The sequence below is a fragment of the Pasteuria penetrans genome (genome assembly GCF_900538055.1).
Classification (GTDB): domain Bacteria; phylum Bacillota; class Bacilli; order Thermoactinomycetales; family Thermoactinomycetaceae; genus Pasteuria; species Pasteuria penetrans.
Window position 1 is genome coordinate 619,110 of record NZ_UZAC03000001.1, and the last position, 26,220, is coordinate 645,329.

Below are 26,220 nucleotides of genomic sequence, written 5' to 3' on the forward strand. Positions count from 1 at the left end.
TTTTAAAAAATATCTCTATTTCGGTTGCATCCTCAATTGGATCTTGGTCCAACTCCGGACCTGGGGATTCAGTCCTGGGGTGGAGGCTAAACTACTGTTCGTAAACAACCGGGATCATTTTCTTTCTAGGGGGATTTAGGATATCGTGGATCAGATTGGTAAAAAAAGATCGGTTCGATCGTTCCTTTTCAACAATTATACCCTTTTTTCTTGTGCCCTATGTGTGGTATCGTCGTTTTCGTTCTCCTGTGTTTCATTAGGGGAGACGTTAAATTCTGGAGGACAGGGGGGCTCATCTCTGCCGGTGGATCCCCCACCGGTGGGAAGAAAGGATGATGGGGTGAATGGTGAGGGGGAACAACCCATACAGCCATCACAGCCATCACAGCCATCACAGCCATCACAACCCGCATCCACACCAGAGGGGGAAAGAGAGAAGGATAGGGCCAATGAGGGGATTGCTGCGTACCCTAGGGAGGAACAATCCGTGTCAGGAGAAGAAAATCAGAGTGGTCTTTCCCGGGGAACAGGGAATGAGGACTTATCGTCCCAGGAATTAGGGAATCGGGGTAGTCTTCCATCGGGGGTCGAGGGTGAAAGCTTACCGCCTGTCTCCTTGAGGGGACTGTTGAACTCTGGTGGGGAACAAGCCCTATCCCCATTGGATTCCCCAGAGGGAGAAAAGAATGTGGGGATGAGTGGGGGGATTGTGTCTTCTGGAACGGATGGTTCCTCTCCATCAGGGATAGGTGGAGGTGAGGATTCATCTCCGAATCGGAATCGGGTGAAGAGAGTTGTTCCTAAATTTTTCCCCTCCATACGAAAGAAATCACTTTTTGGTCTTGGAGTGACCATGGTGAGCGCAGAAGTGGTGGACGTGAGGACACAGATAGTTGCGGAGTTGGGTAAGACTGTGAATGCTGATGAGAGATTTTCAGGGATTGACAGAGAGATCAGGAGTAGGAAGTACCTAGTGTATCTCCAGAAGAGAAAAATTGAGGAAGCAATACGCGAGTTTGAAGAGGGCCATCATCGGGTGATCTATGAAAGAGATCTTTTGAAGGAAGATGAGGCACTCCTAGATGATAGTATGAGATTCAAGATAGGGTATGCAAATTCTTCCATTATAGATTCGATAACGGGGGATAAAAATTCCGCTCCTTTTTGGAGTAATTTCACTAGGAGGAAGACTGAACTCGTGAATGAAAATAAGAAGTCTATGAGGGAGGGTGGTGCACGATATGATGAGGCGTTTGAGCGTCTCCTTCGATGGGAATTTCGATCGAAAGATCTGATGCGCAGGGCGGGGAAACTGCAGAGTAAGGCCGCGGGGGAAGTAGCAGAAACAAAAACAGAAAAAGAAAAAGGAAATGAGGATGTTGTTGGAGCCGCCTTTACAGAGTTTGATAGAGTGAAGGAACTTTTCGATCGTGCATCTAAATTGAGTGGGGAGGTACAGAAGTCTCTGGAAAACCTCAACAATCCCATTACAGGGTGGCACTGGGAGGAAGAGGATTCTAAGAATCTAGAAGAAATAATCACTGAGTATAGGTCTTTGTGGTATGAGATTATTCGGCATCAGAAAAATGGTGGGGATCTTGGTAAGGAAGATTTTGATTCTTTTGAGAAGGAAGTGGAGAGGGATGAGGAACGGATATGGAAACAGGGAGAGGGTGCTTCTAGTGATCATGAGAGAGGGGAATCGGAGCGGTTGGTACCTCAACCCCCATGGATGAAGGGGGAAGTACCACTGTCGCAGGCGGATCGGTTGTCGCAGGATCGGTACCTGTCCAGCGAGCATCAACTTAGTAGGTTGCGATCGGAATTGATGCGTATATATCGGAATAGTAGTTGGTTTGATATTCATAAGGATCTTAGAGCCGATTTGGATAGTATGATGGGGAAAATACATGGGTTGTACGCAGATGTAAAGCGTTTGGGGGGTCGGATGTCTGAGGATGAGAAAAGGAGGGTAGATAATCTCATCACTGAGGACGAGGAGTTAAGAGAGAAGTTGATTACTGCTGAGCCTAAATTGGTGTGGGATGATGTTGATATACATCGTAGATATGATTCCTACGATTCACCCCAGGTTGATAGTTCTGCCCTAATCGGATCCGGATATTTTTAAAAGAGATCGTTATTTCAAAAGAATTCTTTTTTCAAATTAATTATTGGTTATTTGAATTCGGATGCTTCTGCGGTTGCATTCCAAATTTGGTTTCGGGGCCCTGCGTGGGTCTCTTTTTGTCCTCCCCGCGTCGTCTGATGACCTCGTCTCTGAATATTTTTTTATGAATGGTGCTATTTTTTAAAAAAGTATCAGATCCACTTAGAATATTTTATAAATTGAATTATATTATTATAAAATGATTATATTATTAATTATTATAAAAACAGTTTGCATGGTTGCATTCGGGACCGTGCAATTTCTTGTGGGGAATACCCTATCTATGAATTTAGTCTCACCTTTTGGTAAAGCAATTGAGTAACATAATAACATTTTGTTATGACACTGTTCCTGTTTTTGTATCCGCGGGGTATTTATCTTATTTCATATGAATTTTTATAAAATTTTTACTGTCGAGTAGGGCTGGCATCTCAGCCAACCCTCTCACAGAACCACACGTAATACTCTCGCATTATGTGGCTCTTATGGTCCCATAGGATTTTGCCCATTCAGAACCCCAGTCTGGTGTCACGTTCTTCGTACCTCCCTCTGCTGTGTTCTATCCGGATTTCGATCCGATGTTGCCTGGTCCAACTGCGATCATCTCCTTGTCTCAGATTGTGCGTCCAGTTAGACCCATCGGGTCTAACTCACGATCATCTCTTTGCTTCGGATTGTACGTTGGCTGGTCCGGGCAGACCATTCAACCCCTTCGCCCCACCCTCATTACAAGGTTTTCTCCACTACTATGAGTTGATCCGACTCTGTTCACGGAGGCCTTGGTATACCCTTCCTTAGCCCTTTACACCTACCTGGCTAAGGCCAGGTGTCCGTTACCGAGGCTTACAATAATCTGCACGCTCTCATCGGGGTAGGATTACAGCACGACCACAAGAACATTAGAAAAGGTGCAGAGAGCCTACAGAGGGGGCAACAGTCCATTGCAAATTACCATCGAGGAGACAAGGCTACCAATGCCCTTATAGAGGGAAAGAACTGTGCCACCAAGCTTGACTTTCGCCAACGTTTTGGGGTTAGGATTTGGAGGAACTATGAGAACCTTGCTATCGTATGTCGCAATAGCCACCTGGAAAACGATCAGGGGGTAAATTTCCGGAATGTTTCATAAGATTAATATAGTGTTTAATAAACATAAAATAAAATAAAAATTCATTCAATAATTTTGGATACATAATAGAAAAAAGCACATACTTTTGTTTCTATTTATTTTATAAATTAATAGAGACAGATGCTCTTCGGCATGGGCTCGTGTACAATAAACTGAATAAACAAACTAATTATGGGGAAGAGTGGGCCCCATCTAATTCATCCTTGCAATCCATAATTAGGAAAAAACCGCCCAAGGATATTCCGGGTCCGAAGTTTGGCCAAGAGCCATTTTTATGAGTCCGCAAAGGATCATTTCCCATTTTTATTGGAACCTCAAGAAACAATTGTGAACCTTGTTAACAGCACCAGCACCATATCCTGATTAGGAATCCGAATAGGACCCCGCGGATTCGGGAGCCCTACTAGGGACTTCTGATCCGACACCCTTTGTATTTTGTGGTGGTTATTGTTACGCTGGCAATAGGACATGGTCTTAGTCTTTGATGTAAGCGGAAGAGGTGCCTTTTCTGGCAGCAGGAACAAGGGAGTGAGGGGTCCGCTTGGAGGGTCCCTGGTCCCCTCTTCCAATTCTCATTGTGAAATTTCTGGGGATTGGGTGTAACGGTGGGTTTCACATTATGGAATGGGTTTATGTCGAGGACCCAGATTAATCTGTAGAAAATTATAGTTGTAGACGGTTGGTTTCCTTGGTTTCCCCTGAATGTGTGATGGAGGGCTGATCCTCAACTCATCCGTTTTGCTGGTGATTTTGTATTGTGTTCATTCGATAAAAAATTTGCGGTGGTACCTTTCTGGAGGATTGATTTTTTAGGAGGGATAGTAGGGTAGAGGATGGGAAATTGTAATTCCCCTCGGAATTTTTTGTGTAGCAAACCACGTTGACATGGGATTCCCGATTGAATTTTCCTTTTGGGATCGCTACAATGGAGGGTAGAAGTGACCGTGCCATACGAACGGGAGTCAGGGAAGGGCCACATGGGGTTTCGTCCGTTTGTCCGATCATGGTGGTGTTCTGGTGGATCCTGTTGTTGCGTTTGCGGTGTGTTTTTTGTGGGTGTGGATTTCTTCTCCCCTGTGGGGTCTCCGATTTCTTTGATGTGCGCCCGATAGGGGACAAGGAACAGTAGCAGGGTTTGTGGTGGTGGGTATTGTTTCTTGTATGCATAAGGGAATCCGTTTTCCCATAATCATTTCGCTGATGTGGCCATGGTTCCCCTTGTGATTTCCAGTTGGGTGTTTTGTGCCCCCCGGTATTCAGATGCCCCCGCGGGTCTTTCCCATTTGTTGTGGCCCGTCCTTTGGTTTTGTCACGGGGCTTTGTGCCCTCGTCCTACCTGAGGAGGTGAATAGGGTCCCCCATGCATGAGTCGAGGATTTTGGACTACGATTTTTTGGGTGTGCCAATGAAATTTGATCTCGTAGCTGTGTATACGACAGGGGTGACCTGTTTGTTGGTCTTCTTGTTGGTGTTTTTTGCTGCCCGGCGTCCTTCCCTTGTGCCCACGGGTGCGCAGAACGTGCTGGAGAGTGTTATGGGGTTTGTGCAGGGAATGGTGAAGGAACAGATCAAGCCCGGGATTGCGCCCCGTTTTTATGGATTCACTCTGTCACTCTTTCTATATATTCTCGTAGCCAATCAGGTTGGGCTGCTTACTAGTATGCCCAGTGTGATGGATCATCATCATTACGTATGGTGGAAATCACCAACAGCGAATATAAACGTGGCACTTGTCATGGCGGTTGCAATTACCTATGGTGCACATGGGATGGGGATAGCTCGACACGGGTGGCGCTATTTGTGTCAATATAAGAATCCCTTCGAGCTTTTCGGCTTGGTTACCCAGCCCTTGACGCATGGAATGCGTTTGTGGGCCAATATTATGGCTGGTGAGATCGTCATTGGTGTTTTACTTCAGGCGGGTTCCTGGGTGATGATGAGTGCGCCCCTGATTGTTTGGCTAGGGTATTCCATTTTTGTAGGGGTTATTCAGGCCTATGTATTCTCCGTATTGGCTATGGTCTATATTGGGAATCAATTGGGAGATCCTCATTGAGGGGTATGGATTCGGTATGTGATGGAGTATCCCCTGTGCTGGTTTTTCCATAGAGGGGTGTTTCTCCCAAGGTGCTGATGGTGTTTTTTCTGGGATGTGTTTTTGATGAAGGATGGGGTTTTCTGATTTCTCTATATTGTTTCTGCTAAGGAGGAGTGATGAATTATGTCGGGTTCGTCGAAGCTTATGGAGGTTTTCCCAGAAGTGACTTCCCATGTTGGTGGTACCTATTCCGGTGCAGTCATGTTGGCAGTGGCTGCGTTGACAGGCGGTTTCGGGAATGCGTGGGTAGTGGGCCGTTATTTGGAGGGGATTACCCGTCAACCGGAGGCTGCTTCGCAGTTGCGTACGGCCATGTTTGTGGGGGTTGGCGTGGTGGAGGCCTTGCCCATCATTACCGCGATTTTTGGTATTCTGAAGATCATGGGTGTCTTCGGTTTGAAGGGATGACCTGCTCAGGGTTGTGGTGTGTGTGGACCTGATGGATGGGGACTAGATGAGACATCGTAGTAGGTTGTGGGGATCTGTAGAACCCTTTTGTAAAGGAGGGTGGCGTAGTAGTGTTAGATCTTCAGTTAGGAACAGCGTTGTTCCAGTTGGTGGCTTTTCTCGTTCTTGTTTTCTTGGTGAGTCGTTTTGCTGTACGCCCGGTGTCGAAAATGATGGAGGCACGTACGGAGAGGATTAAGTCTACTCTGGAGGAGGCAGAAGCGAAGCGGAAGGAGGCCCTTCTCTATGTAGAGCAGCAAAGGGAGGCCTTGAAGCAAGCCCGGCAGGAGGCTCAGGGGATGCTTGCCACTGCGCGTTTTCAGAAGGAGCAGGAGGCGGCGTCGATCCTACAGGAGGCGAGGCAGAGAGCCGAGCAAACGTTGGAGTCTGCTAAGTCGGAGGTTGCACGGGAGCGGGAGGAGGCAGTCCGTCAGCTCCGTGTCGAGGTAAGCGGTTTGGCTGTGCAGTTGGCGAGTCGGATTTTGCATAAAGAGGTTGATCGGTCCCAGCACGAGCAGTTGCTGGAGCGATACTTGAGGCAGGTGGGCTCGTGAGCTTAGTAGCCAAACGGTATGCGCTTGCCTTGTTCCGAGTTGCCGAGGAACAAAAAGTAGTGGACATGGTGGAGCAGGACATGCGTAAAGCGGCGCGTGCTTTTTGGGGTGTTCCCAAGTTGTGGTTTTGGTTGGGTAGTTCCGCTGTACCCTTGGCGCAGAAACGTGGTTTATTCCTCACAGCATTGCGCGATGTGCATCCATTGGTTAGAAATACCTTCCTGTTGTTGTTGGATCGGAAACGATTCCAGGAGATTTTGTCGGTAGCGGAGGCTCTGCATGAATACGTCCTGGCATCGCGAGGTGAGATGGAGGCTGTTGTTATGGTGGCAGCTGCACTCTCAGCGGAGGATCGGTCGCGTGTACAGGGGGTATTTGAGAAGAAGTTGGGTCTCCGTTTGCGTGTTCAGTGGGTAGTGGATGATAGTCTTCTTGGCGGTACCGTAGTGCGTGTGGGTGATCGTGTGTATGATGGCAGCTTGAGTACGCAGCTGGCAAGGTTTGCTCACTTAGCGGCGCGATCCGAAGGGTGAGGCAGATGTACGGTAGAGGCAGGGGGTATAGCAGGCATGGGCATTCGGGCTGAGGAGATCAGTACACTTATCAAGAAGCAGATTGAGCACTATGGCACGGATATGGAAGTGGCTGATGTGGGTACCGTCATCCAAGTGGGTGATGGCATTGCACGTATACACGGTTTGAGTGAAGCAATGTCTGGCGAGCTCGTTGAGTTTTCTAAGGGTAATCTGGGAATGGTTGCGAACCTGGAGATGGAGAATGTCGGTGTTGTGGTACTGGGATCTTGTGATGAGATTCATGAGGGGGACCCTGTACGCCGTACAGGTCGGTTGATGGAAGTACCGGTGGGTGAGGCATTGCTGGGTCGGGTAGTCAACCCCCTCGGACAGCCCCTAGATGGGGCAGGGCCTATTTCCTCGGAACACTTCCGTCCTGTGGAAATGCCAGCTGCAGGTGTTGTGGATCGCCGATCTGTTCATCAGCCCCTGCAGACAGGGATCAAGGCGATCGATGCGATGGTGCCCATTGGTCGCGGGCAACGCGAGTTGATCATTGGGGATCGTCAGACGGGGAAAACGACGGTTGCGGTGGATACGATCCTGAATCAGAAGGATACGGGTGTCCTTTGTGTCTACGTAGCGATTGGTCAGAAGCAGTCTACAGTGGCGCAGGTGGTGGAGAAATTACGACAACGGGGTGCGATGGAGTATACCACGGTGGTGGTAGCGAGTGCTTCCGATCCCTTTCCCCTTCTGTACTTAGCCCCCTATGCGGGTTGTGCGATGGGCGAGTATTTTATGTATCAGGGTGGCCATGTGTTGTGTGTATACGATGATCTTTCCAAGCAGGCTGCGGCCTACCGGGAGCTTTCCCTTTTACTTCGTCGTCCGCCAGGACGTGAAGCCTACCCCGGGGATGTTTTTTACTTACATTCCCGTTTGTTGGAGCGTGCGGCCCAGTTGTCGGAAGCAAAGGGTGGCGGTTCCCTGACAGCATTGCCTTTCATTGAGACACAGGCTGGGGATATTTCTGCCTATATTCCTACTAATGTGATTTCTATCACTGATGGACAAATTTTCCTAGAGACGTCTCTTTTTCATGCGGGTGTGCGACCGGCTGTCAATGTGGGCTTCTCGGTTTCCCGTGTGGGTGGTGCGGCACAGGTTAAGGCCATGAGTAAGGTCGCGGGTACCCTTCGTTTGGACCTTTCGCAGTATCAAGAGCTAGCTGCCTTTGCTCAGTTTGGTTCTGACTTGGATCCCTCTACACAGGCTAAGTTGTCGCGTGGTAGGCGTACGATGGAGATCCTTAAGCAGGGAGAAAATAAGCCGTTGCCTGTAGAATTACAAGTATTGTCGCTGTACCTGGTTACGAAGGGTTATTTGGACGATGTTCCCGTGGATCAAGTTCGTAGATTCGAGGAAGAGTTCCATCTGTCGGTTCAGAGCGGGGCACAGGATTTGTTAGCGAAGCTCCGTCAAGAGGCTAGATGGACAGAGGAAATTGAGAGAGAACTGCAGGGTGTGATTCTTAAGTTTAAGAAGACGTTTCTAATAAAATAAGGGTTTGCAAAGGGGTATACATATATGCCGGCTAATACACGCGAACTCAAACGGAGAGTTCGTTCGGTAAGGAATACCCAACAGATTACGAAGGCTATGAAGATGGTGGCGGCTTCAAAGTTGCGGCACGCGCAGGATCGGGTGGAGGCTGTCCGTCCCTATAATGTGGCGTTGTGCGGTGTGTTGTCGCGTGTTTTGTTGGCCCATTCTTCCGCCGAGCACCCTTTGATTGCACCGCGCGAGGTACAGCGTCGGGCTTACTGTGTCATTACCTCGGATCGTGGTTTGGCGGGTGGTTATAACAGTGGATTGTTGCGCAAATTGGAGATGGAATTGCAGGGACAGGGTGTATCCCAGTATTATCTGATTGTTTCTGGGCGAAAGGGTGCGGAGATTTTGCCGCAGCGTGGATATACCTTGCATGATGTTGTGGATCCCATGTCCGATATGCCTGCCTTTTTAGTGGTGCGCGAGTTGGCGAAACGGTTGATCGAGGGCTATGTAAATGGAACTTATGATGAGTTGTTGCTGGTTTTCAATCGGTTCATCAGCCCTATGGTTCAGGATCCAACAGTGGAGTCCCTCTTGCCTTTGGCTCATTTATTGCGGAGCGCGGACGAGGGGGAGACGACAGAGGATAAGGCAATTTTGTATGATTATGAACCTTCCGTCGCCGGTGTTTTGGATGATTTATTGGTTAGGGTGGCGAGAGCACAGGTATACCAGGCGGTGTTGGAGGCGCGTGCGAGTGAGTTTGCGGCTCGTATGCACGCAATGTCACAGGCGACGGATAACGCCGAGGATATGATTTCCTCGCTTACGTTGCAGCTCAATCGGGCACGGCAGGCGGCAATTACGCAGGAAATTGCAGAGATTGTGGGCGGTGCAGCAGCGTTATAGAGGGAAAGGCGGCAGGGTGTCTATGGGTAACACACAAGGGAAAGTTGTACAGGTACTAGGTCCCGTTGTGGATGTTGCATTTCCGCAGGGGAACCTTCCTGGTATCAATCATGCTTTGGTGTTGGAAAAGACGGATGGAACGACGTTGACATTGGAAGTGGCTCTACATCTGGGGGATCAGGTGGTTCGGACCGTAGCCATGTCTTCCACGGAGGGTTTGGTTCGTTCCACGCCTGTTGGGGATATGGGAGCGCCCATTTCTGTTCCCGTTGGGGAGACCGTGTTGGGTAGGATGTTCAATGTTTTGGGTGAGCCGATTGATGAGGCGGGTTCAGTTGAAGCTGAGAAACGGATGCCCATTCATCGGTTGGCACCCACCTTTTCTGAACAATCAACGGAACAAGAGATGTTGGAAACGGGGATCAAGGTAGTTGATTTGCTGGCTCCTTATGCTAAGGGTGGCAAGATTGGTTTGTTTGGTGGCGCAGGGGTTGGTAAGACGGTTCTGATTCAGGAATTGATCCATAACGTGGCACAGGAGCATGGTGGGTTATCTGTTTTCGCTGGTGTGGGAGAGCGGACCCGTGAGGGGAATGACCTGTATCATGAAATGAGGGATTCGGGGGTAATTGATAAAACGGCTATGGTATTTGGCCAAATGAATGAACCCCCAGGAGCTCGTATGCGTGTGGCGCTCACGGGTTTGACGATGGCGGAGTATTTTCGGGATGCTGCCAATCAGGATGTTTTGTTATTCATTGACAATATCTTTCGTTTTACACAGGCTGGTTCGGAAGTTTCGGCCCTCTTGGGGAGAATTCCCTCGGCTGTAGGGTACCAGCCTACATTGGCTACGGAAATGGGTCAATTGCAGGAGAGGATTACCTCGACACAGACGGGCTCGATTACCTCGATTCAGGCTATTTATGTGCCGGCGGATGACTATACGGATCCGGCTCCAGCGACGGCGTTTGCCCATTTGGATGCGACGACGAATCTGGAGCGCCGGCTGACGCAAAAGGGTATTTATCCGGCCGTAGATCCCCTGGCTTCGACTTCGAGGATTTTGACACCGTCGATTGTGGGTGAAGAGCATTATCAGGTGGCTCGGGGTGTGCAGCAGATTTTGCAACGTTATGCTGAGTTGCAAGATATCATTGCCATACTGGGTTTTGATGAATTGTCGGAAGAGGACAAACAGTTGGTGCTTCGGGCTCGCAAGGTGGAGAAGTTTTTATCGCAGAATATGCATGTTGCTGAACAATTTACAGGTCAGCCTGGTGTTTACGTTCCCATCAAGGAGACGGTACGTGCCTTTAAGGAGATTTTGGACGGTAAGCATGATAAGGTTCCTGAGGATGCCTTTTATATGGTTGGGAATATTGCTGATGTTTTGGCTAAGGCAGAGCGTTTGTCGTCCTCTGCATAGGGGGGAGAGTCCTCGTGGAGTTGATCATTCGAACACCCGAGCGGGAAGTTTTGTCCATCCAGGCGGCGTATGTATCTACACGGGCTGCTGGGGGTGTCATCGGGATTTTGCCTAGGCATGCACCTATGTTGAGTCCGTTATCCCCAAGCGTTCCGGTACGCGTTCGGGATCGGCAGGGACGTGAATCTTCCTATGCTGTTCACGGTGGTTTTTTGGAGGTTTTGCCTACGCAGGTCTTGGTGTTGGCTGAGAGTGCGGAGTCGGCAGAAGAAATTGATGTTCTGCGTTCTCGGGCCGCGCGCGAGAGGGCCGAGTCCCGGTTGGCTAGTGGGGAAGGGGATCTGCCGCGGGCTGAGGTTGCCTTGCAGCGGTCCCTAAATCGCTTGTCGGTTGCGGGAGATAGAGGTAACAAGGATTGAATACTAGAATGAATGTTTTTTTGTCTGTCCCTGTTTTGGGGGCAGGCTTTTTTGCGTTTGTATCGATATCGTATTTATACTTTTGGGCAATGGAGGCCTGGGGGGTTTTGTACAACAATCCACCAAATTGTACAGTGAGCCGTCCCAATTGGGCCCATCCCCCCCTGTACACTGTGTATGCTGCCCTATAACGTGTAGGACAAGTTCCGTTGTTGTTTCCCCCCCGTGACTTTTCCCCATACCCTCCACATTTGGCGTGTACTTAGCCGCGACTGTCCATGTTGAAAAGAGAGGGGTATCTACCCCCAAGCCTATCTATGGATCAACTGGTTATATGGCAGCCTAGTGACCTCAAACGGTCTGTTTGTCTATCCGTTCCCCCTATGTTACCCCACATAATACTGCTTGCTCGATTCATGTAGTAATTTCACACCCAAAAGCCGTTGTTCATACACCCGCTAGGAACAGCTGTGGTTTACATATATATCACGATCATGTATAATATTGCATGTTTGTAATTTTTAAAAATTTAAATATATTAATAAAAACATTTTATCAATAACTATGAGGGAGGTTTTCCATTAGAATGTTTGGTGTAGGAATGAATAAGGGATTCTTGGGTGCTAGATCAAGTATATGGATCATAAGGACCGGTTCTTTCGATTTGTTGATCCGACGATGGCATCGCGTTTTCTATTCCATTGCGTATATTTTTTGTTTATCTGTAGTATTCTTTGTACCTCCCTCCCCTGTTTTTGCTTCGGATGAGATAACGTCAGGACAGCAACAACAGCATGGGTGGCGATTGAATAAAGTAGAAAGGTCATACGAAGATAAGAAAAATAGGCGACCACAGCAGCCACAACAACAGACGAGGGAAATACCGCTCGAAGGTCGGGGTGATCGGTCGAGATTGGATCCGAGGATAGAAATACCGTGGGATGATTCACAGTCGGGACAGCAACAACATTATGAGTGGCGATTGAGTAAGGTAGAGGGGTTACGCGAAGATAAGAAAAATAGGCGACCACAGCAGCCACAACAACAGACGAGGGAAATACCGCTCGAGGGTCAGGATGATCAGCTGAGATTGGATCCGAAGGGGGGGGATGGGAGACCACAACAGCAGCACTCACAGCAACATTTGGCAGACCATAGTGATCCCGTGGAATGGGATCCAATGCAGTGGAAACGATATGGGGAGCAACTGAAACAGGTACATGGGAGGCGACAATCGTTTAGGAAGGAATTGGAACGGCAGGATGATAATGGTGTGGAACAGCTACAACAACAGCAACGTTCGGAAGATCATGGCAATCGAATGGAATTGGATCCAAATTCATCTACTTCGTTGGGGGCACAACAGAGGCAACATCAGCTACAGCCAACTTCGTCGGGGATACAACAGAGGCAAGGGATTGCCAATGAACAGGGTCAGTTGGCCCAGGCCATCCATAGGGAGGAGGTTGCCAGGGATAAGGCTTATCGTGAGGGGCAGCAACAGAGGCAACATCAGCTACAGCCAACTTCGTCGGGGATACAACAGAGGCAAAGGATTGCCAATGAACAGGGTCAGTTGGCCCAGGCCATCCATAGGGAGGAGGTTGCCAGGGATAAGGCTTATCGTGAGGGGCAGCAACAAGGGCAACATCAGCTACAATCAACTTCGTCGGAGATACAACACGGGAATCAGCGACGAAGGCAAATACAGCAGCCACAACAACTGCAACAACAGCAGGCGGAACAACTTCGGCAACAACCATGGTACCGACAGTGGCAACAATGGAGGGAACGGGGGGAACAATCATGGCAACGACTGGCGGAACAACAGAGGCAACAACAGGAACAATTGCAACAGCGGGGACAACTGCGGCGGCAACAACAGCGACAACTGCAGCAACAGCAGCAGCACCAACTGCAGCAACAACCATGGTACCAACGGTGGCACCAACTGCAGCAACAACAGTGGCAACAACGGCAACAACGGCAACAACGGCAACAACGGCAACAACGGCAACAACGGCAACAACGGCAACAACGGCAACAACGGCAACAACGGCAACAACGGCAACAACGGCAACAATCAACTTCGTCGGAGATACAACATGGGAATCAGCGACGAAGGCAAATACAGCAGCCACAACAACTGCAGCAACAGCAGGAGGAACAACTTCGGCAACAACCATGGTACCAACAGTGGCAACAACGGCAACAACAGGGAGAACAACGGCAACAACAGAGGGAACAACAGAATCAGCAGCCACAACAGCAAGGACAGCAGCGATCGGGACCAACACGGCAGGAACTGGGGCAACAGTGGGATCAACTTTGTGGTTCCGGAGGGAGATCGCGTAGAGATCTAGGTTGCAAACTGATGAAGGAGCAATGGGTGGACAGGAAGCTAGAGAAACAGAATAGTAGGGTAGTGCCGATCAGTAGTACCGATGGTGGGATTGATGCACAAAGGGGGGGCGGAAAATCCGATCCGATCCATAAAGCCAATGGAAGTAAGAAGTCTATCACGGGGTTCAGATCCAAGATAGGGGCTACAGTGTCGGGGGGAATATTCCACACCGCTGAGGGTATGCAGGCAGAGGATTCTGCTGCCATGTTTGGTGCGGAACTGGGGGGGTATTTAAAAGAAAAATTCCCCCAATTGTTTTCTCCACCTGATTGGCTAACTCGTGCTTCCGATTGGCTTACTCAATCCATTGAGCAAGTCCTTGGGCTGGATACCTTTGGGAGTGGTAGCGGACCTTATAGGGATATTTCATCTAGAGAGCTTCGTACCCGGATTGAGCGTGCTAGATCTTCTCTGGAGTCAATAAAGAGGGAACCACTTATTTTTGGGTCTATACGTGAGAGGAGGGAAAAAGAGGAGGAGACAAGTATGGAAGAGAAGACATTAAAGGGAATGGAGGAGGAAATGGCTGATCGGGACTTGGGAAACGTCTGGAGAGAGGGTCTTTTTCAGCGTAGTCCACGTCCTAGGGATTCGCGGTCCCTTGATCAAACTTTGGGTTCGTAAGGTGGGGAAGTTTTTATCATAGAATATGTACGTTGCTGGACGATCTATGATGGGTCAACTCGGCGTTTATGTACCCATCATAGGGAGGACGGTACGTTTTTTCAGGGGAATTTTGGATGGTAAGCACGATAGGGAGGGTTCCTAAGGATGTTTTTTACATGAGAGTGGCTAACAATAGAGGGATACATTTTTACTAAAATATAGTTTATACAATGATTAACGTCTTATAATTAAGCATTCATGCCCATTACTTCATATAGGACGACCCTATGTTCCGATTGTGTTCTTCGGAAGGGGAACACCACAAGAAAGGTACTGGGTAGACGTTGTTACCAAAGAATTTCTTGAAAAGGTCATCCATCTAAAAATGTAAAATTTTAAAAAATTATTTATGAAAGTTTTCATACACTTATGTACTAGTATATATTATTTTACATAGTAAGATAGAAAAAATCCTGAAATGAATCGTAGCATTTCAATGAGCATTCACTTCCAAATTGTATTGAAGATTGTACCAGAGAAGTTTCCTGATTTTGTATTGTTGTACTTATATAAATAAAACATATTTATATTTTATTTATATAAATATAATTACATAATATCAATGTCTATAAACAAAGGTTTGGCTACTTATAGACGTAAGTGTAAAGGGACTGGCTGTTCATAACCCCCATTTATAAAAAATACCTGGGGGCTGATTCTAAGATACTGCGTTCTTTCTACCAGGTTGTGTCACCCCCAGAATCCTTTGTAAGTTCACAACAACGTTTTCTTCGTATGCCCCAATCACTGGCGCGTTTTTTCCCCTGGCACGGGTAAACGGATTATCCTTCGGTGGTGAGCTGTTTCCATTTTTCTGGGGGTAGGTTTATGACTTCGATAAGGGGGCCGCACATAACATAGCGTTTGGGTGCGTTACCAATGTACCCAAAGGGATAACAGGTGGTTAGACAAAGTTCAGGTTGGTCACTGGATACGGCCACAGAGGTGTCTTTTTTGTCCACAATGCGTGTAGTTCGGTATTGGTAAACGAACAACTGATTGGGTGCCATTTTAGAGGTAATCAGAAAACGATCCCCCTCATGTAAGAGGCGTGCTTTACGGAAATGAGTATCGCGGTGTCCGGAGATGATACAGCGGCCCAGCTCCCCTGGATAGACTAGTTCCGATGTCAGGAATAGACCGAGTCCCTTTTTTAGGCAGTCGGGATCTGTCCCCAACACATAGGGCATTTTTTTCCCAATGCGTGGTATGTAGATCGATCCTGTATACTCGCACAAACCGGGGACCTCTCCCTCCCCTTGGGTCCTTGGGGGAACTTTGAATTCATTCTTCGGTTTGAGATCCTCCCAATCGGACACGAGAGAGCGGGTTTCTTCGGGTGCGTTTTCTACTACGGAACCCTCCTCATAGAGTTGATATGCGTAATAGACCGCAGTACATAGTCCACTCCCCATGAGGGCATACAATATCCAATCCAGGACTTTTATTTTTCCCATGAGGGATATGATTTTCACAGGATCCATTGCCTATACCATCATTCCGTTTTTTTTATCTAGACAGTGGAAGGTTGCATTCTTAAGATGTTTTCCTCCATTCCCATCCGTACCCTTTCCCCATGGGGTGTGTACGACGTTCAACTAAGTAGGGATAGGGGGATGACGAAAGAAATTCCCGGTCCGTTCAGGGGTTAGGGATAATGGATATGCACCTTGTAAGGGTTACGCGAATTGAAACATTGCGGCGTGGACAAAAGGATGCTCCGTTATTGTGAGAGATGGCTCAAAGCCCCGGTGCAACTATCTGATGGAACGATCGAGGAAAAGGACTAGGGCACATCACAAGGGGGTGTCATAGGCCTCCTACTGGCCAATCTGTTCCTGCACTGCGCTTTCGATCAATGGATCGAAACGCAGCCCCGATAGCGGGTCAACCCCCTATTTTTACCCCACCATGGCAAAATAGCCCTACCCCTTGTCCGTGCGGAACAAAACATGTCCATTTCCCATTTTTATTCGTAATTATTCCTAAATAATAATTATAATTAAATTTATAAGGTGTTAGGAACTCACCATCGCTAGTTTATGTCCTACGCTCGTTGGTTGGGTCCTCAGTCCTCCGAGACAGTCTGAACAAGAGGGAAGTTGCCTACCGGAATTGTGAACAAAATGCAGTTCCAATCTGCAGCAGGAGACCACGAGCCAACTCTCCGGAATCGCACACAAAAAAAACCTATCTTAGGAGAGTAGAGAGTGCCAGGAAACTGAATCGGGTGAGGGCAAGACCCTCTCTTTCCCTAAGCCCCACAACGAATGAATCATGTCCGATGATTATCATTCAACCGCTAATTTCTGAGATAAAAATTACTACTCTTACTTATAATTTCTGAGATAAAAATTACTACTCTTACTTATTATCTAAATCATAGGGAAAACCAAAGCAATAGGCAATTGAAAATAAATAAAATAATTATTTTTATTTTTTTATAAATTAAGTTGTTAAATAATGAAAAAGGACAATAAAACCCGAAAATTATCTTTCTTTGAAGCGCAATCAAGTAATATCACTGCTATTTATATAAAATTATATAAAATAGTACTGCTATTCCTTTTGGTTCGGGGATAAGGTTCTTATATAACCTTAACGATCTTTGTTGGATCCCCAGTTTTGGAATTTCTCATGGTTTTCCTATATTCATGAGGTGCTAAATATCCTAAACTCCCATGGCAGTATTCCCCATTATAATGCTTTATAAATGCAATGCGCTCCCTACAAAATTCCTTAAAATTGCGGAACTCAAACCTGTCCAGAAAATTGCTCCTCACAATACTATGATAAGACTCGATATGCGCATTATGGTTGGGTGATTTGTTGGGTATCCGTTCGTGGTAAATCCCAATGGTTTCCATGAATTTGTGAAACTCGTGACTGACAAATTGCGAACCATTGTCTGTTCGAATCATGGGATTTCCCTCCCCTTTTCCCACGCACTTTTTCAAATCCTCCTGTATCGATTTCACAACATCCCTGGATTTACAGGATAAGTAGCCTTGGGAGAAAACAGTAACCCTGTCAAAAACATCGATTATGCTCAAAATTTGAACCATAGTATGGTCCGCGATTCGTTTATGCTGAATATCCATTTCCCAGAGCTGATTAGAGGCCGTTACCTTCCGTTCATAGGCTCTATGAGCGGGTAGGGAGAAGCGGCGTTTTTTTCCTCGGTGACGGAGGAGTCTTGATTCTTTACAGGGGTGGTGCATTTTCTTATGATTAACAATAACTCCATTTCTCCCCCTTCCTTTGTATGCTAGTTTTCTATAACCATAAGCATCAAATTTATTTTATGTTATTTGTCCTAGCACAATATCCATGACCTTTTCATTACTTATCCTTCTTTCTTTCTCATCCAAGGCATATCCAGGAACGTTCCCTTTCCCTTTTCCTTTCCCAGAATGCATACGGACCACTTTTTTCTCACCATCATGTGGAATTTCTCCCTGATTTTCCTTATGTTTCCGGTAAGCATACTTTGACACATTGATAATATCCAGGGTTTTGTTCTGCGAATACCCCTTTCTCATCCAGCACTTTGCCACCTCAATCCGATTTTTGGGGCAGAGATTCTGCTTTTTTACGAGGTCCTCCAGGATATCGATTCTGAGCTGACCCCCCTCTTTTTGTTTCTTCAACTGTTCCTTCAGTTGGTAGATCTGTTCCCTTAATTCGAGAATGGTTTTATGGGAAACATTTTGTTTACCCAAAGATACCTTTTTTGCCTTATCTCCTGTTTTTTCCCAAAGATCCTCTTTCACCTTATACTGCTTCACCCAACTTCGAACGGTTCTGGGGACGAGTCCATAGTTACGAGCAACTTCGGACACATTACCGTTATGTAGAGCCTCTTTCACTATTTTCTTCTTTAGCTCCATGGTGTAGCGTTTTTTCTTCATTTTCCCCCTGTCCTTTTCCTCAATCGACTGATTTCCAACTCTTTACCGCCCCAAAGCCTTTTTAAATCATCAATTTCTCTCTGTAGAGACCGGAGGGAGGGCAAATCCATCGGATATCGGCCCTTAGATGGGGAAAATGACGCAGCTAGCACGCCTTCCCTGTCCTCTTTTATCCATCTTTCGATTGTACTGACAGCAACGTCAAGCTGTCTAGATACCTGGGCAATATGCTGTCCATTCTTGACTTGTTCAACCGCCTTTTGTTCGAATTCCAACGAGAATTTTTTCCGAACCGCTTTCATGGTTCCCCCCCCACGGGAAAGTACCCCTATTGTACCGATCAGGGTTAATTATATCAGGGGGCCTAATACATGGGATCGAAACCCATATAGAACACAGCAGAGGAAGGTGCGAAGAACGTGACACCAGACTGGTGTTCTGAATGGGTAAAATCCTATGGGATCATAAGAGCCACATAATGCGAGAGTAGTACGTGTGGTTCTGTGAGAGGGTTGGCTGAGATGTCAGCCCTACTCGACGGTCATAGGACAGGGGGAGCAAAGGAACATCCTTTGACTTCCTGGGGTTTTACGTTTTGCCCACGTCAGGCCGTAACTCATGTGGGGGGAAGGTTTCTAGGTTACAATCCAGCCATCAGCCGGAAATCAAGGAAGAAGATAGCTAAGCGGGGGAAGGAAGGTAGGAAAACACATAGGTCCAGATAGGGAACTGCATGAGGTGGCGGAAAGGTCCAATCCCATATGGAGGGGCTGGGTGAATTACTATGGGGTCTTTGATCCCTCACATCTGAGGAAATCCCTACTACGGAGTTTCGATGACAATGTTTTGGCCTGGTGGGCCGTGTGTCAAGAAGTCGTTCAAGAGATGAAGGTTGCTCGGCCCTTCGTAACCGGCTGATAGGTAGCAGGTTACAAACTGCCTAGTGCTGCTGGGGTAAAGTGCCCTGGTTGTGAGCGATCTAGGAAAAGGCAGGGCATGACCCTGTCAGGTGGGAATCGGGGAGATCAGCGAAAGCGAACCGTTCGAAGACGCATCGAAAAGGCTAGTTCATGTCAAAACCGATGTGGGGTCCTAACGTCGGGATGAACCGTGGGGGATGACCTATCTACTGCCCTGGTGGCATGCGGTGTATAGGCGGGATGTGTGTCAAGAAGTCGTTCAAGAGATGAAGGTTGCTCGGCCCTTCGTAACCGGCTGATAGGTAGCAGGTTACAAACCGCCTAGTGCTGTGTGTCAAGAAGTCGTTCAAGAGATGAAGGTTGCTCGGCCCTTCGTAACCGGCTGGTAGGTAGCAGGTTACAAACTGCCTAGTGCTGCTGGGGTAAAGTGCCCTGGTTGTGAGCGATCTAGGAAAAGGCAGGGCATGACCCTGTCAGGTGGGAATCGGGGAGATCAGCGAAAGCGAACCGTTCGAAGACGCATCGAAAGGCGTAGTCCATGTCAAAACCGAGGTGGGGCACTAACGTCGGGATAAACCGTGGGGGACGACCTATCTTCTGCCCCGGTGGCATGCGGTGTACAGGCGGGATGAACCCGATTTAGGCTCTTGGTCGGAACTTGAGAGATCGTCGTACGGCGTCCGGCTGTCGCCAGATGGAAAGACCGAGGATAAACCGAGGTTCCGTGCACGAAGTCGGATCAGCTCATAGTAGTGTGGAAGCTTCTGTAATGGGAGTGGAGCGAAGGGGCTGACTCATCCTGAGGAGGACAGTAAAATGAAACTTTAGTGGGAGATCCGCTGGAGGAGATCACTGGAACCTCGGAGCAACATCCCTATAATCGAAGTATGACCTAAAGGGTCTGAAGATTGGGATGGGATGAGAAGAGCTGGATGATGCGAGAGTATCACGTCCAGTTCTGTGAGGGACTCGGCTGAAATGCCGGGTCTACTCGACGCTGGTGTGGAAACACCCCGGTGGTGAGCGATCTAGGAAAAGGCAGGGCATGACCCTGTCAGGTGGGAATCGGGGAGATCAGCGAAAGCGAACCAGCCGAAGACGCATCGAAAGGTATAGTCCATGTCAAAACCGATGTGGGTCCCGAACGTCGGGATGAACCGTGGGGGATGACCTATCTACTGCCCCGGTGGCATGCGGTGTTCAGGCGGGATGTGTGTCAAGAAGTCGTTCAAGAGATGAAGGTTGCTCGGCCCTTCGTAACCGGCTGATAGGTAGCAGGTTACAAACCGCCTAGTGCTGTGTGTCAAGAAGTCGTTCAAGAGATGAAGGTTGCTCGGCCCTTCGTAACCGGCTGGTAGGTAGCAGGTTACAAACTGCCTAGTGCTGCTGGGGTAAAGTGCCCTGGTTGTGAGCGATCTAGGAAAAGGCAGGGCATGACCCTGTCAGGTGGGAATCGGGGAGATCAGCGAAAGCGAACCGTTCGAAGACGCATCGAAAGGCGTAGTCCATGTCAAAACCGAGGTGGGGCACTAACGTCGGGATAAACCGTGGGGGACGACCTATCTTCTGCCCCGGTGGCATGCGGTGTACAGGCGGGATGAACCCGATTTAGGCTCTTGGTCGGAACTTGAGAGATCGTCGTACGGCGTCCGGCTGTCGCCAGATGGAAAGACCGAGGATAAACCGAGGTTCCGTGCACGAAGTCGGATCAGCTCATAGTAGTGTGGAAGCTTCTGTAATGGGAGTGGAGCGAAGGGGCTGACTCATCCTGAGGAGGACAGTAAAATGAAACTTTAGTGGGAGATCCGCTGGAGGAGATCACTGGAACCTCGGAGCAACATCCCTATAATCGAAGTATGACCTAAAGGGTCTGAAGATTGGGATGGGATGAGAAGAGCTGGATGATGCGAGAGTATCACGTCCAGTTCTGTGAGGGACTCGGCTGAAATGCCGGGTCTACTCGACGCTGGTGTGGAAACACCCCGGTGGTGAGCGATCTAGGAAAAGGCAGGGCATGACCCTGTCAGGTGGGAATCGGGGAGATCAGCGAAAGCGAACCAGCCGAAGACGCATCGAAAGGAATAGTCCATGTCAAAACCGATGTGGGTCCCGAACGTCGGGATGAACCGTGGGGGATGATCTATCTACTGCCCCGGTGGCATGCGGTGTTCAGGCGGGATGAACCCGATTTAGGCTCTTGATCGGAACTTGAGAGATCGTCGTACGGCGTCTGGCTGTCGCCAGATGTATAAAGACCGAGGACAAACCGAGGTTCCGTGCACGAAGTCGGATCAGCTCATAGTAGTGAGGAAGCTTCTGTAATGGAAGTGGAGCGAAGGGGCTGACTCATCCTGCGGAGGACAGTTAGATGAGAACTTTAGCGGGAGATCCGCTGGAGGAGATCAAACGACAACTTTAGTGGAGATCCACTATAGGAGGTCACTGGAACCTCGAAGCAACATCCCCATAATCGAAGTAGGACCTAAAGGGTCTGAAGATTGGGATGGGATGAGAAGAGCCGGATGATGCGAGAGTATCATGTCCGGATCTGTGAGGGACTCGGCTGAAATGCCGGGTCTACTCGACGAACCCGATTTAGGCTCTTGATCGGAACTTGAGAGATCGTCGTACGGCGTCTGGCTGTCGCCAGATGTATAAAGACCGAGGACAAACCGAGGTTCCGTGCACGAAGTCGGATCAGCTCATAGTAGTGAGGAAGCTTCTGTAATGGAAGTGGAGCGAAGGGGCTGACTCATCCTGCGGAGGACAGTTAGATGAGAACTTTAGCGGGAGATCCGCTGGAGGAGATCAAACGACAACTTTAGTGGAGATCCACTATAGGAGGTCACTGGAACCTCGGAGCAACATCCCCATAATCGAAGTAGGACCTAAAGGGTCTGAAGATTGGGATGGGATGAGAAGAGCCGGATGATGCGAGAGTATCATGTCCGGATCTGTGAGGGACTCGGCTGAAATGCCGGGTCTACTCGACGAACCCGATGTAGGCTCTTGATCGGAACTTGAGAGATCGTCGTACGGCGTCTGGCTGCCGCCAGATGGAAAGACCGAGGACAACTGAGGTTCCGTGCACGAAGTCGGATCAGCTCATAGTAGTGAGGAAGCTTCTGTAATGGAAGTGGAGCGAAGGGGCTGACTCATCCTGAGGAGGACAGTAAAATGAAACTCTAGTGGGAGATCCGCTAGAGGAGATCACTGGAACCTCGGAGCAACATCCCTATAATCGAAGTAGGACCTAAAGGGTCTGAAGATTGGGATGGGATGAGAAGAGCTGGATGATGCGAGAGTATCACGTCCAGTTCTGTGAGGGACTCGGCTGAAATGCCGGGTCTACTCGACGGAAAGAAGTACAAGGGTGGATCCAGTACATACGAAGAAGGTACAGGAGTCCTGTTCGCCCACTGGCACACAGATGGGACCATAAGGGCCGCATAGTGCGAGAGTAGTACATGTGGTTTTGTGAGAGGGTTGGCTGGGATGCCAGTCCTGCTCGACGGGGATTATGTTATTTTTCAGGATCATGGTGGAATCCCCTTCTGGGGTCCGGTCGTTGAACTGGAGGGTGTCACATTTTGGTGCTTCTTTCCCCATCTTTTCTTTTTTTCTGGGCTTGCTGTGGTTGGGGGGTTATCCGGATTTTCTACTCCTGACTACTGGTTCCTTTCCTACTAGGTCGAGTTCAAAAATAGCCCGGTATGGGGCGGTGCTTGCGATGAAGTCGAACGGGTAGCAAGTGGTGATGTAGAGTTTAGATTCCTTACCTTTATATTCCTTGACGACATCGGCATCGCCGGGGACGATTCGTAGGGAGCGCATTTGGTAAATGTATTGGATTTCGTGATTGCTTAGGATGACATATTCCCCGGGTTTCTTGAGGGTAACTTTGGGTTCATCCTTCTTCCTGGTGGAATCGGCGACGAATTGTTGAAATTTGCTAAGATGGGTATCGTTGTGCCCGCTGAGGATTGCGATTCCCCTATCCCCGGGGAGAACTGTACCCGGACGATTGAGGAGGATTGTGCCCTTTTTCAGGCATTCCTTTTCTACGCCCCCGCTGTCCCGTGTTTCGGGGATGTAACGAATAGAGTAGGCGAAGGTAGGACTCAGGCGAGGGACTCTCATTTCAAATATTTTTTGACATTTTTTATATTTAACTCTAATATTTTTAATAAATTCTTTTTTGTTTTCATTGTTCTTAAGGGCGGGTCGTGGGGCGGTATCATTCCAATCGATGGTATTGGAGGTGTATGACTCGGTTTCGGAGCCGGCACTCTGGCTCTCACTCCATAGTTTATATCCAAAATAGGATGCTGTTGCTATTCCACCAAGAACGACGAACCATGCTATGCGTTCAGCAAAGCGAATCATGAACCTGCAGACCTCCCGAAATGAGCCAAGGGTCCGAACGATCTTCCACTATGTGCCTAACGAGGGTGCCCCTGTAGAATCTACTGTATGATCTGCGCATGCTATACGTAGAGTAGAGAGGGGATGATGGAGTTATATGTAATATATATAATATTTTATAATCCGCAAATTCACTTTATCATTCGTGCGTGCTGTATGTAGGATGGGAGGTCTCTGTCCGATAGATACGGTACCCCTTCGTCTAGGGCGGGATCTGGAAAGGAGATCCCCCTTCCTGTGGTGCATGGGGTGCTATGGCAATAGGGGGGCGGAGGAAAGGAGAAGAGGTATTTTCCAGCGTTTCTTTGGAGCTAGTTGTATGGAATTATTTCCCTGCGGATGATGGATTGGGTTGGGGTTTCCATGGGGAAACTATGTCGTGGGAACCCGTATGGATTTCAGATGGTGTGGTTTCTTGAAACTATTTCCTTTTGTGTTTGGCGTATACGTGGGATATAGGATGGAGTGTTTTTGCGATCCGTGACGTAGGGAAACTGCGCTTTTATTCTACCATAGTAGGCTGTGGTCCACTATTCCCCCTCTTGTTTGTTGTATGTATGGGGTGGCATTGGCGAGTCGGTGGGCTAGCGTTATGGGTGTGGGGGGCAGGTTGTTTGTCTTATGGAAAAGGAAAATTATCGTGTTGATCTTACGAATGGTGCACAACGTGCTACGATCCAAAGGGTGGAGGATGTTGGGGGCCGCTCCAGGGATATTGTGGATACGGAGATGAGTTTTCTTGTTTCCGCTACGAAGGAGGAGATTGCCGAGCTGGATACGTTGTTCAAACAGGCTGAGAAGGCGGACGTGGCTACCTTTGGCATGGCCCAGGTTCCTTTTCTCAGTTCCAAGACATTCGAGAGCTACAATCAAAGGGCGGATTATGCCTTGGATCGTATCTATGAACGGTTGCATGCATTAGGGGTGATGAATATGATTGCGTCCCCTCCGACCGTAGTGGATTCTCCGGGTCCTGGTGCAATACGGGAAGTAAAGCAGAATATGGAAGGGGATTCTACAACTGGTATGTAACGGAGGGCGTGATTGGATGTATTGATGGGATGGGTTTCATTCCATAGTCCAGCTGGACGGGGATGGGGTTCGCCTGGCCCCTTTTTGTTTTATGTTATTACAGAAAAATTTTCTAAAGGGTATTGACTAATCTTAGTATTATAGGCATAATCACGAGTGGGATTGTTTTCTGGGGAATGCACCGTTTAGAGTTCTGAGGAAGTGTTACACGGATTCAGAGTGTATTCCTTTTATTATGTTGGGAGATGGGTTGTGTTCGATTGTATGCGTAAATTCCCCGTGTGGGGTTTCTCCGTGGATTTTTTGAAAGTTGATCCTATCCCAGAGGGTTCTTTTTGAATTCCAGTCATCAAAGTGTATTTATTTTTTATGAATATACAGGGATGAAATCAAATTCGAGCGGCCTGCTTTCGACTACCGCGCACAAAATTGTTCTATCGACTGATGAAAGATGTGGTGCCCAACAACGGGGAGGATAGATTTTTATCTAAATAAATTTTGTATAAATTTTTATTTAAAAAATAATATTTCATCCGTAGTGTTTGCTTTCGTATACGCAAATACGTGAATTCATTAAGTCAAGAACGTTGCTCTCCTCGGTCTTGTGGTAGTAGCAGGCGGATATTGGGGATTTTATCAGGGAAACACCTTGCTTTTGGATCGTTGTATTCATCCCAATAAAAAATATGTGTCTAGTGTTTATAACTATTATTGTGAGATAGTAAGTATTGGTAAATAAGGCTTTTGGGGTAGTACCCATGGAACGTTGGGGGGAAGGGGTTGGTTGCTCCCCAGTGGATTTTAAACGCGGCTCATGATGAGCAAGTCCGAGGGTTTTTGTGGTACTATCCCTAGTCGTCATGAGGTGATCATTAGGAAACTACAGTGTGGAATGGGGGTGTGGTTTATAAAGATGAACATAAATAATAAAAAGAGAATTTTTATAAAAATTTTGTTCTCCGTCCCTATCATAGTGTTTTCGTTGTCCTCTGTTGTGGTGGCGTTTGCGTTTGATGTCGACGTCATAGATCCACCGGAGGAGGCAGTATCTAGTACCACCGAGGTAGCGACTACATCATCCGATGCTAGAGGTTCATCAGGGGGGGTGGTGCCCGTCATTGTGGGGGAATGGAATGGTCCAGCTTTGTCCAACTCCTACACAATCCGAAAAAAATGGGACGATCGTAAGTTGGATCAAACCACATCGGATCATAACCCGTTGGGGGGCGATGTGGATGGGAACCTTAGGGCCCCATGATGATGCGTGGGTACTTATACATGCGTGTGATTCTATAAGGGGGTTGGACGGGATGCCTTTGGTTTCATTCGATGGGGGCTCGGGTGAAAAATATCGAATTTGCTGGACGTGAATCAATTTTCCTCTTCTTTTTGGGGACATGTGTGTAGCATGTTGCCATACCTTATACGTGTGGGATGGGGGAAAGGAATGAATGGTGTGGGCAGGTAAGGCAATAATAATGACAATGGGGATCGTAAAGCGGATTCTATCAATTAGGCTCTTTTGAATCTTTGCACAGGGACATGGAGATGATATGATATAGGAGCAGGGTGGGGGTTCTGTCTAGGGTATCTTTTCTTTGGGCCCACTGTTGGGTCAGTCCCGCTTCCCTGATG

25 protein-coding genes are annotated in these 26,220 nt (G+C 48.1%); 19 read left to right on the top strand and 6 right to left on the bottom strand.

The features are described from left to right. Positions 1-145 precede the first annotated feature (145 nt). Together PPRES148_RS02440 and PPRES148_RS02445 are read left to right on the top strand one after the other, a co-directional pair. The gene (locus tag PPRES148_RS02440; RefSeq protein ID WP_149453076.1) at positions 146-2,131 is read left to right on the top strand and encodes a hypothetical protein; all 1,986 of its coding nucleotides are present in this window, start codon (positions 146-148) and stop codon (positions 2,129-2,131) included. Between the two features lie 865 nt (positions 2,132-2,996). Beyond that, positions 2,997-3,299 carry a transposase gene (locus tag PPRES148_RS02445; RefSeq protein WP_149453077.1) on the top strand — a complete coding sequence of 101 codons (303 nt, stop codon included), beginning with the start codon at positions 2,997-2,999 and terminating at the stop codon, positions 3,297-3,299. Between the two features lie 729 nt (positions 3,300-4,028). Here the strand turns inward: PPRES148_RS02445 and PPRES148_RS12195 are convergent. Beyond that, on the bottom strand, positions 4,029-4,466 hold the full coding sequence (locus PPRES148_RS12195; protein ID WP_223127923.1) for a hypothetical protein: 438 nt from the start codon (positions 4,464-4,466) through the stop codon (positions 4,029-4,031). A gap of 193 nt (positions 4,467-4,659) precedes the next feature. Here PPRES148_RS12195 and atpB point away from each other — a divergent pair, with 193 nt between their 5' ends. The 9 genes from atpB (at position 4,660) to PPRES148_RS10600 (ending at position 14,255) form a co-directional block, all read left to right on the top strand. Beyond that, positions 4,660-5,355 (top strand): F0F1 ATP synthase subunit A, encoded by a 696-nt coding sequence (atpB, locus tag PPRES148_RS02455; protein ID WP_149453079.1) that lies wholly within the window; start codon positions 4,660-4,662, stop codon positions 5,353-5,355. Positions 5,356-5,520: 165 nt separating this feature from the next. Then, positions 5,521-5,805, top strand: a complete 285-nt coding sequence (atpE, locus tag PPRES148_RS02460) for an ATP synthase F0 subunit C (RefSeq protein WP_425468236.1) — start codon at positions 5,521-5,523, stop codon at positions 5,803-5,805. Positions 5,806-5,915: 110 nt separating this feature from the next. After that, positions 5,916-6,398 carry a F0F1 ATP synthase subunit B gene (gene atpF, locus PPRES148_RS02465; protein WP_149453080.1) on the top strand — a complete coding sequence of 161 codons (483 nt, stop codon included), beginning with the start codon at positions 5,916-5,918 and terminating at the stop codon, positions 6,396-6,398. Further along, on the top strand, positions 6,395-6,931 hold the full coding sequence (gene atpH, locus PPRES148_RS02470) for an ATP synthase F1 subunit delta (RefSeq protein WP_187820425.1): 537 nt from the start codon (positions 6,395-6,397) through the stop codon (positions 6,929-6,931). The genes atpF and atpH overlap by 4 nt, the downstream gene beginning before the upstream one ends. Before the next feature lie 36 nt (positions 6,932-6,967). Continuing rightward, entirely contained in the window at positions 6,968-8,479 is a 1,512-nt protein-coding gene (gene atpA / locus PPRES148_RS02475) for a F0F1 ATP synthase subunit alpha (protein WP_149453082.1), read from the top strand. A gap of 24 nt (positions 8,480-8,503) precedes the next feature. Then, positions 8,504-9,379 carry an ATP synthase F1 subunit gamma gene (gene atpG, locus PPRES148_RS02480; RefSeq protein ID WP_149453083.1) on the top strand — a complete coding sequence of 292 codons (876 nt, stop codon included), beginning with the start codon at positions 8,504-8,506 and terminating at the stop codon, positions 9,377-9,379. Between the two features lie 22 nt (positions 9,380-9,401). Next, on the top strand, positions 9,402-10,808 hold the full coding sequence (atpD, locus tag PPRES148_RS02485; protein WP_149454199.1) for a F0F1 ATP synthase subunit beta: 1,407 nt from the start codon (positions 9,402-9,404) through the stop codon (positions 10,806-10,808). Positions 10,809-10,822: 14 nt separating this feature from the next. Continuing rightward, positions 10,823-11,227: an ATP synthase F1 subunit epsilon gene (atpC, locus tag PPRES148_RS02490; protein WP_246142878.1), complete on the top strand. Its 405-nt coding sequence runs from the start codon at positions 10,823-10,825 to the stop codon at positions 11,225-11,227. A gap of 586 nt (positions 11,228-11,813) precedes the next feature. Then, positions 11,814-14,255 carry a hypothetical protein gene (locus PPRES148_RS10600; RefSeq protein ID WP_187820426.1) on the top strand — a complete coding sequence of 814 codons (2,442 nt, stop codon included), beginning with the start codon at positions 11,814-11,816 and terminating at the stop codon, positions 14,253-14,255. 824 nt (positions 14,256-15,079) lie between these two features. On the opposite strand, the gene PPRES148_RS02500 is transcribed toward PPRES148_RS10600, so the two are convergent. The 4 genes from PPRES148_RS02500 to PPRES148_RS02515 form a co-directional block, all read right to left on the bottom strand. Then, a complete protein-coding gene (locus tag PPRES148_RS02500; RefSeq protein WP_149453085.1) occupies positions 15,080-15,781 on the bottom strand; it encodes a sortase in 702 nt (233 codons plus the stop codon). Between the two features lie 1,104 nt (positions 15,782-16,885). Beyond that, on the bottom strand, positions 16,886-17,518 hold the full coding sequence (locus PPRES148_RS13255; protein ID WP_149453086.1) for a DDE-type integrase/transposase/recombinase: 633 nt from the start codon (positions 17,516-17,518) through the stop codon (positions 16,886-16,888). An 81-nt stretch (positions 17,519-17,599) separates the two neighbouring features. Then, positions 17,600-18,208, bottom strand: coding sequence for a transposase (locus PPRES148_RS02510; RefSeq protein ID WP_149453087.1), 609 nt, complete (start codon positions 18,206-18,208; stop codon positions 17,600-17,602). Next, positions 18,205-18,510, bottom strand: coding sequence for a transposase (locus PPRES148_RS02515; protein ID WP_149453088.1), 306 nt, complete (start codon positions 18,508-18,510; stop codon positions 18,205-18,207). The genes PPRES148_RS02510 and PPRES148_RS02515 overlap by 4 nt, the downstream gene beginning before the upstream one ends. 210 nt (positions 18,511-18,720) lie before the next feature. Between PPRES148_RS02515 and PPRES148_RS02520 the strand changes: the two genes are divergently transcribed. The 5 genes from PPRES148_RS02520 to PPRES148_RS12750 all read left to right on the top strand — a co-directional run bounded on the left by PPRES148_RS02520 (position 18,721) and on the right by PPRES148_RS12750 (position 22,581). Beyond that, a complete protein-coding gene (locus tag PPRES148_RS02520; protein ID WP_149453089.1) occupies positions 18,721-18,933 on the top strand; it encodes a hypothetical protein in 213 nt (70 codons plus the stop codon). Positions 18,934-18,982: 49 nt separating this feature from the next. Further along, positions 18,983-19,126, top strand: a complete 144-nt coding sequence (locus tag PPRES148_RS02525; protein WP_246142879.1) for a hypothetical protein — start codon at positions 18,983-18,985, stop codon at positions 19,124-19,126. Between the two features lie 1,060 nt (positions 19,127-20,186). Then, complete coding sequence (locus PPRES148_RS02530; RefSeq protein WP_149453091.1) at positions 20,187-20,396, top strand: hypothetical protein; 210 nt, start codon at positions 20,187-20,189, stop codon at positions 20,394-20,396. Between the two features lie 759 nt (positions 20,397-21,155). Continuing rightward, positions 21,156-21,329, top strand: coding sequence for a hypothetical protein (locus tag PPRES148_RS10605; RefSeq protein WP_187820430.1), 174 nt, complete (start codon positions 21,156-21,158; stop codon positions 21,327-21,329). A gap of 1,120 nt (positions 21,330-22,449) precedes the next feature. After that, positions 22,450-22,581, top strand: a complete 132-nt coding sequence (locus PPRES148_RS12750) for a hypothetical protein (protein ID WP_281289891.1) — start codon at positions 22,450-22,452, stop codon at positions 22,579-22,581. Between the two features lie 192 nt (positions 22,582-22,773). On the opposite strand, the gene PPRES148_RS02535 is transcribed toward PPRES148_RS12750, so the two are convergent. Continuing rightward, on the bottom strand, positions 22,774-23,514 hold the full coding sequence (locus PPRES148_RS02535; protein WP_149453092.1) for a sortase domain-containing protein: 741 nt from the start codon (positions 23,512-23,514) through the stop codon (positions 22,774-22,776). Between the two features lie 293 nt (positions 23,515-23,807). On the opposite strand from PPRES148_RS02535, the gene PPRES148_RS10610 reads away from it, so the two are divergent. The 3 genes from PPRES148_RS10610 (at position 23,808) to PPRES148_RS02545 (ending at position 25,843) form a co-directional block, all read left to right on the top strand. After that, positions 23,808-23,972 carry a hypothetical protein gene (locus PPRES148_RS10610; RefSeq protein ID WP_187820431.1) on the top strand — a complete coding sequence of 55 codons (165 nt, stop codon included), beginning with the start codon at positions 23,808-23,810 and terminating at the stop codon, positions 23,970-23,972. Between the two features lie 202 nt (positions 23,973-24,174). Beyond that, positions 24,175-24,585: a hypothetical protein gene (locus tag PPRES148_RS02540; protein ID WP_149453093.1), complete on the top strand. Its 411-nt coding sequence runs from the start codon at positions 24,175-24,177 to the stop codon at positions 24,583-24,585. Positions 24,586-25,399: 814 nt separating this feature from the next. After that, positions 25,400-25,843, top strand: a complete 444-nt coding sequence (locus PPRES148_RS02545) for a hypothetical protein (protein ID WP_149453094.1) — start codon at positions 25,400-25,402, stop codon at positions 25,841-25,843. Positions 25,844-26,220: the final 377 nt, after the last annotated feature.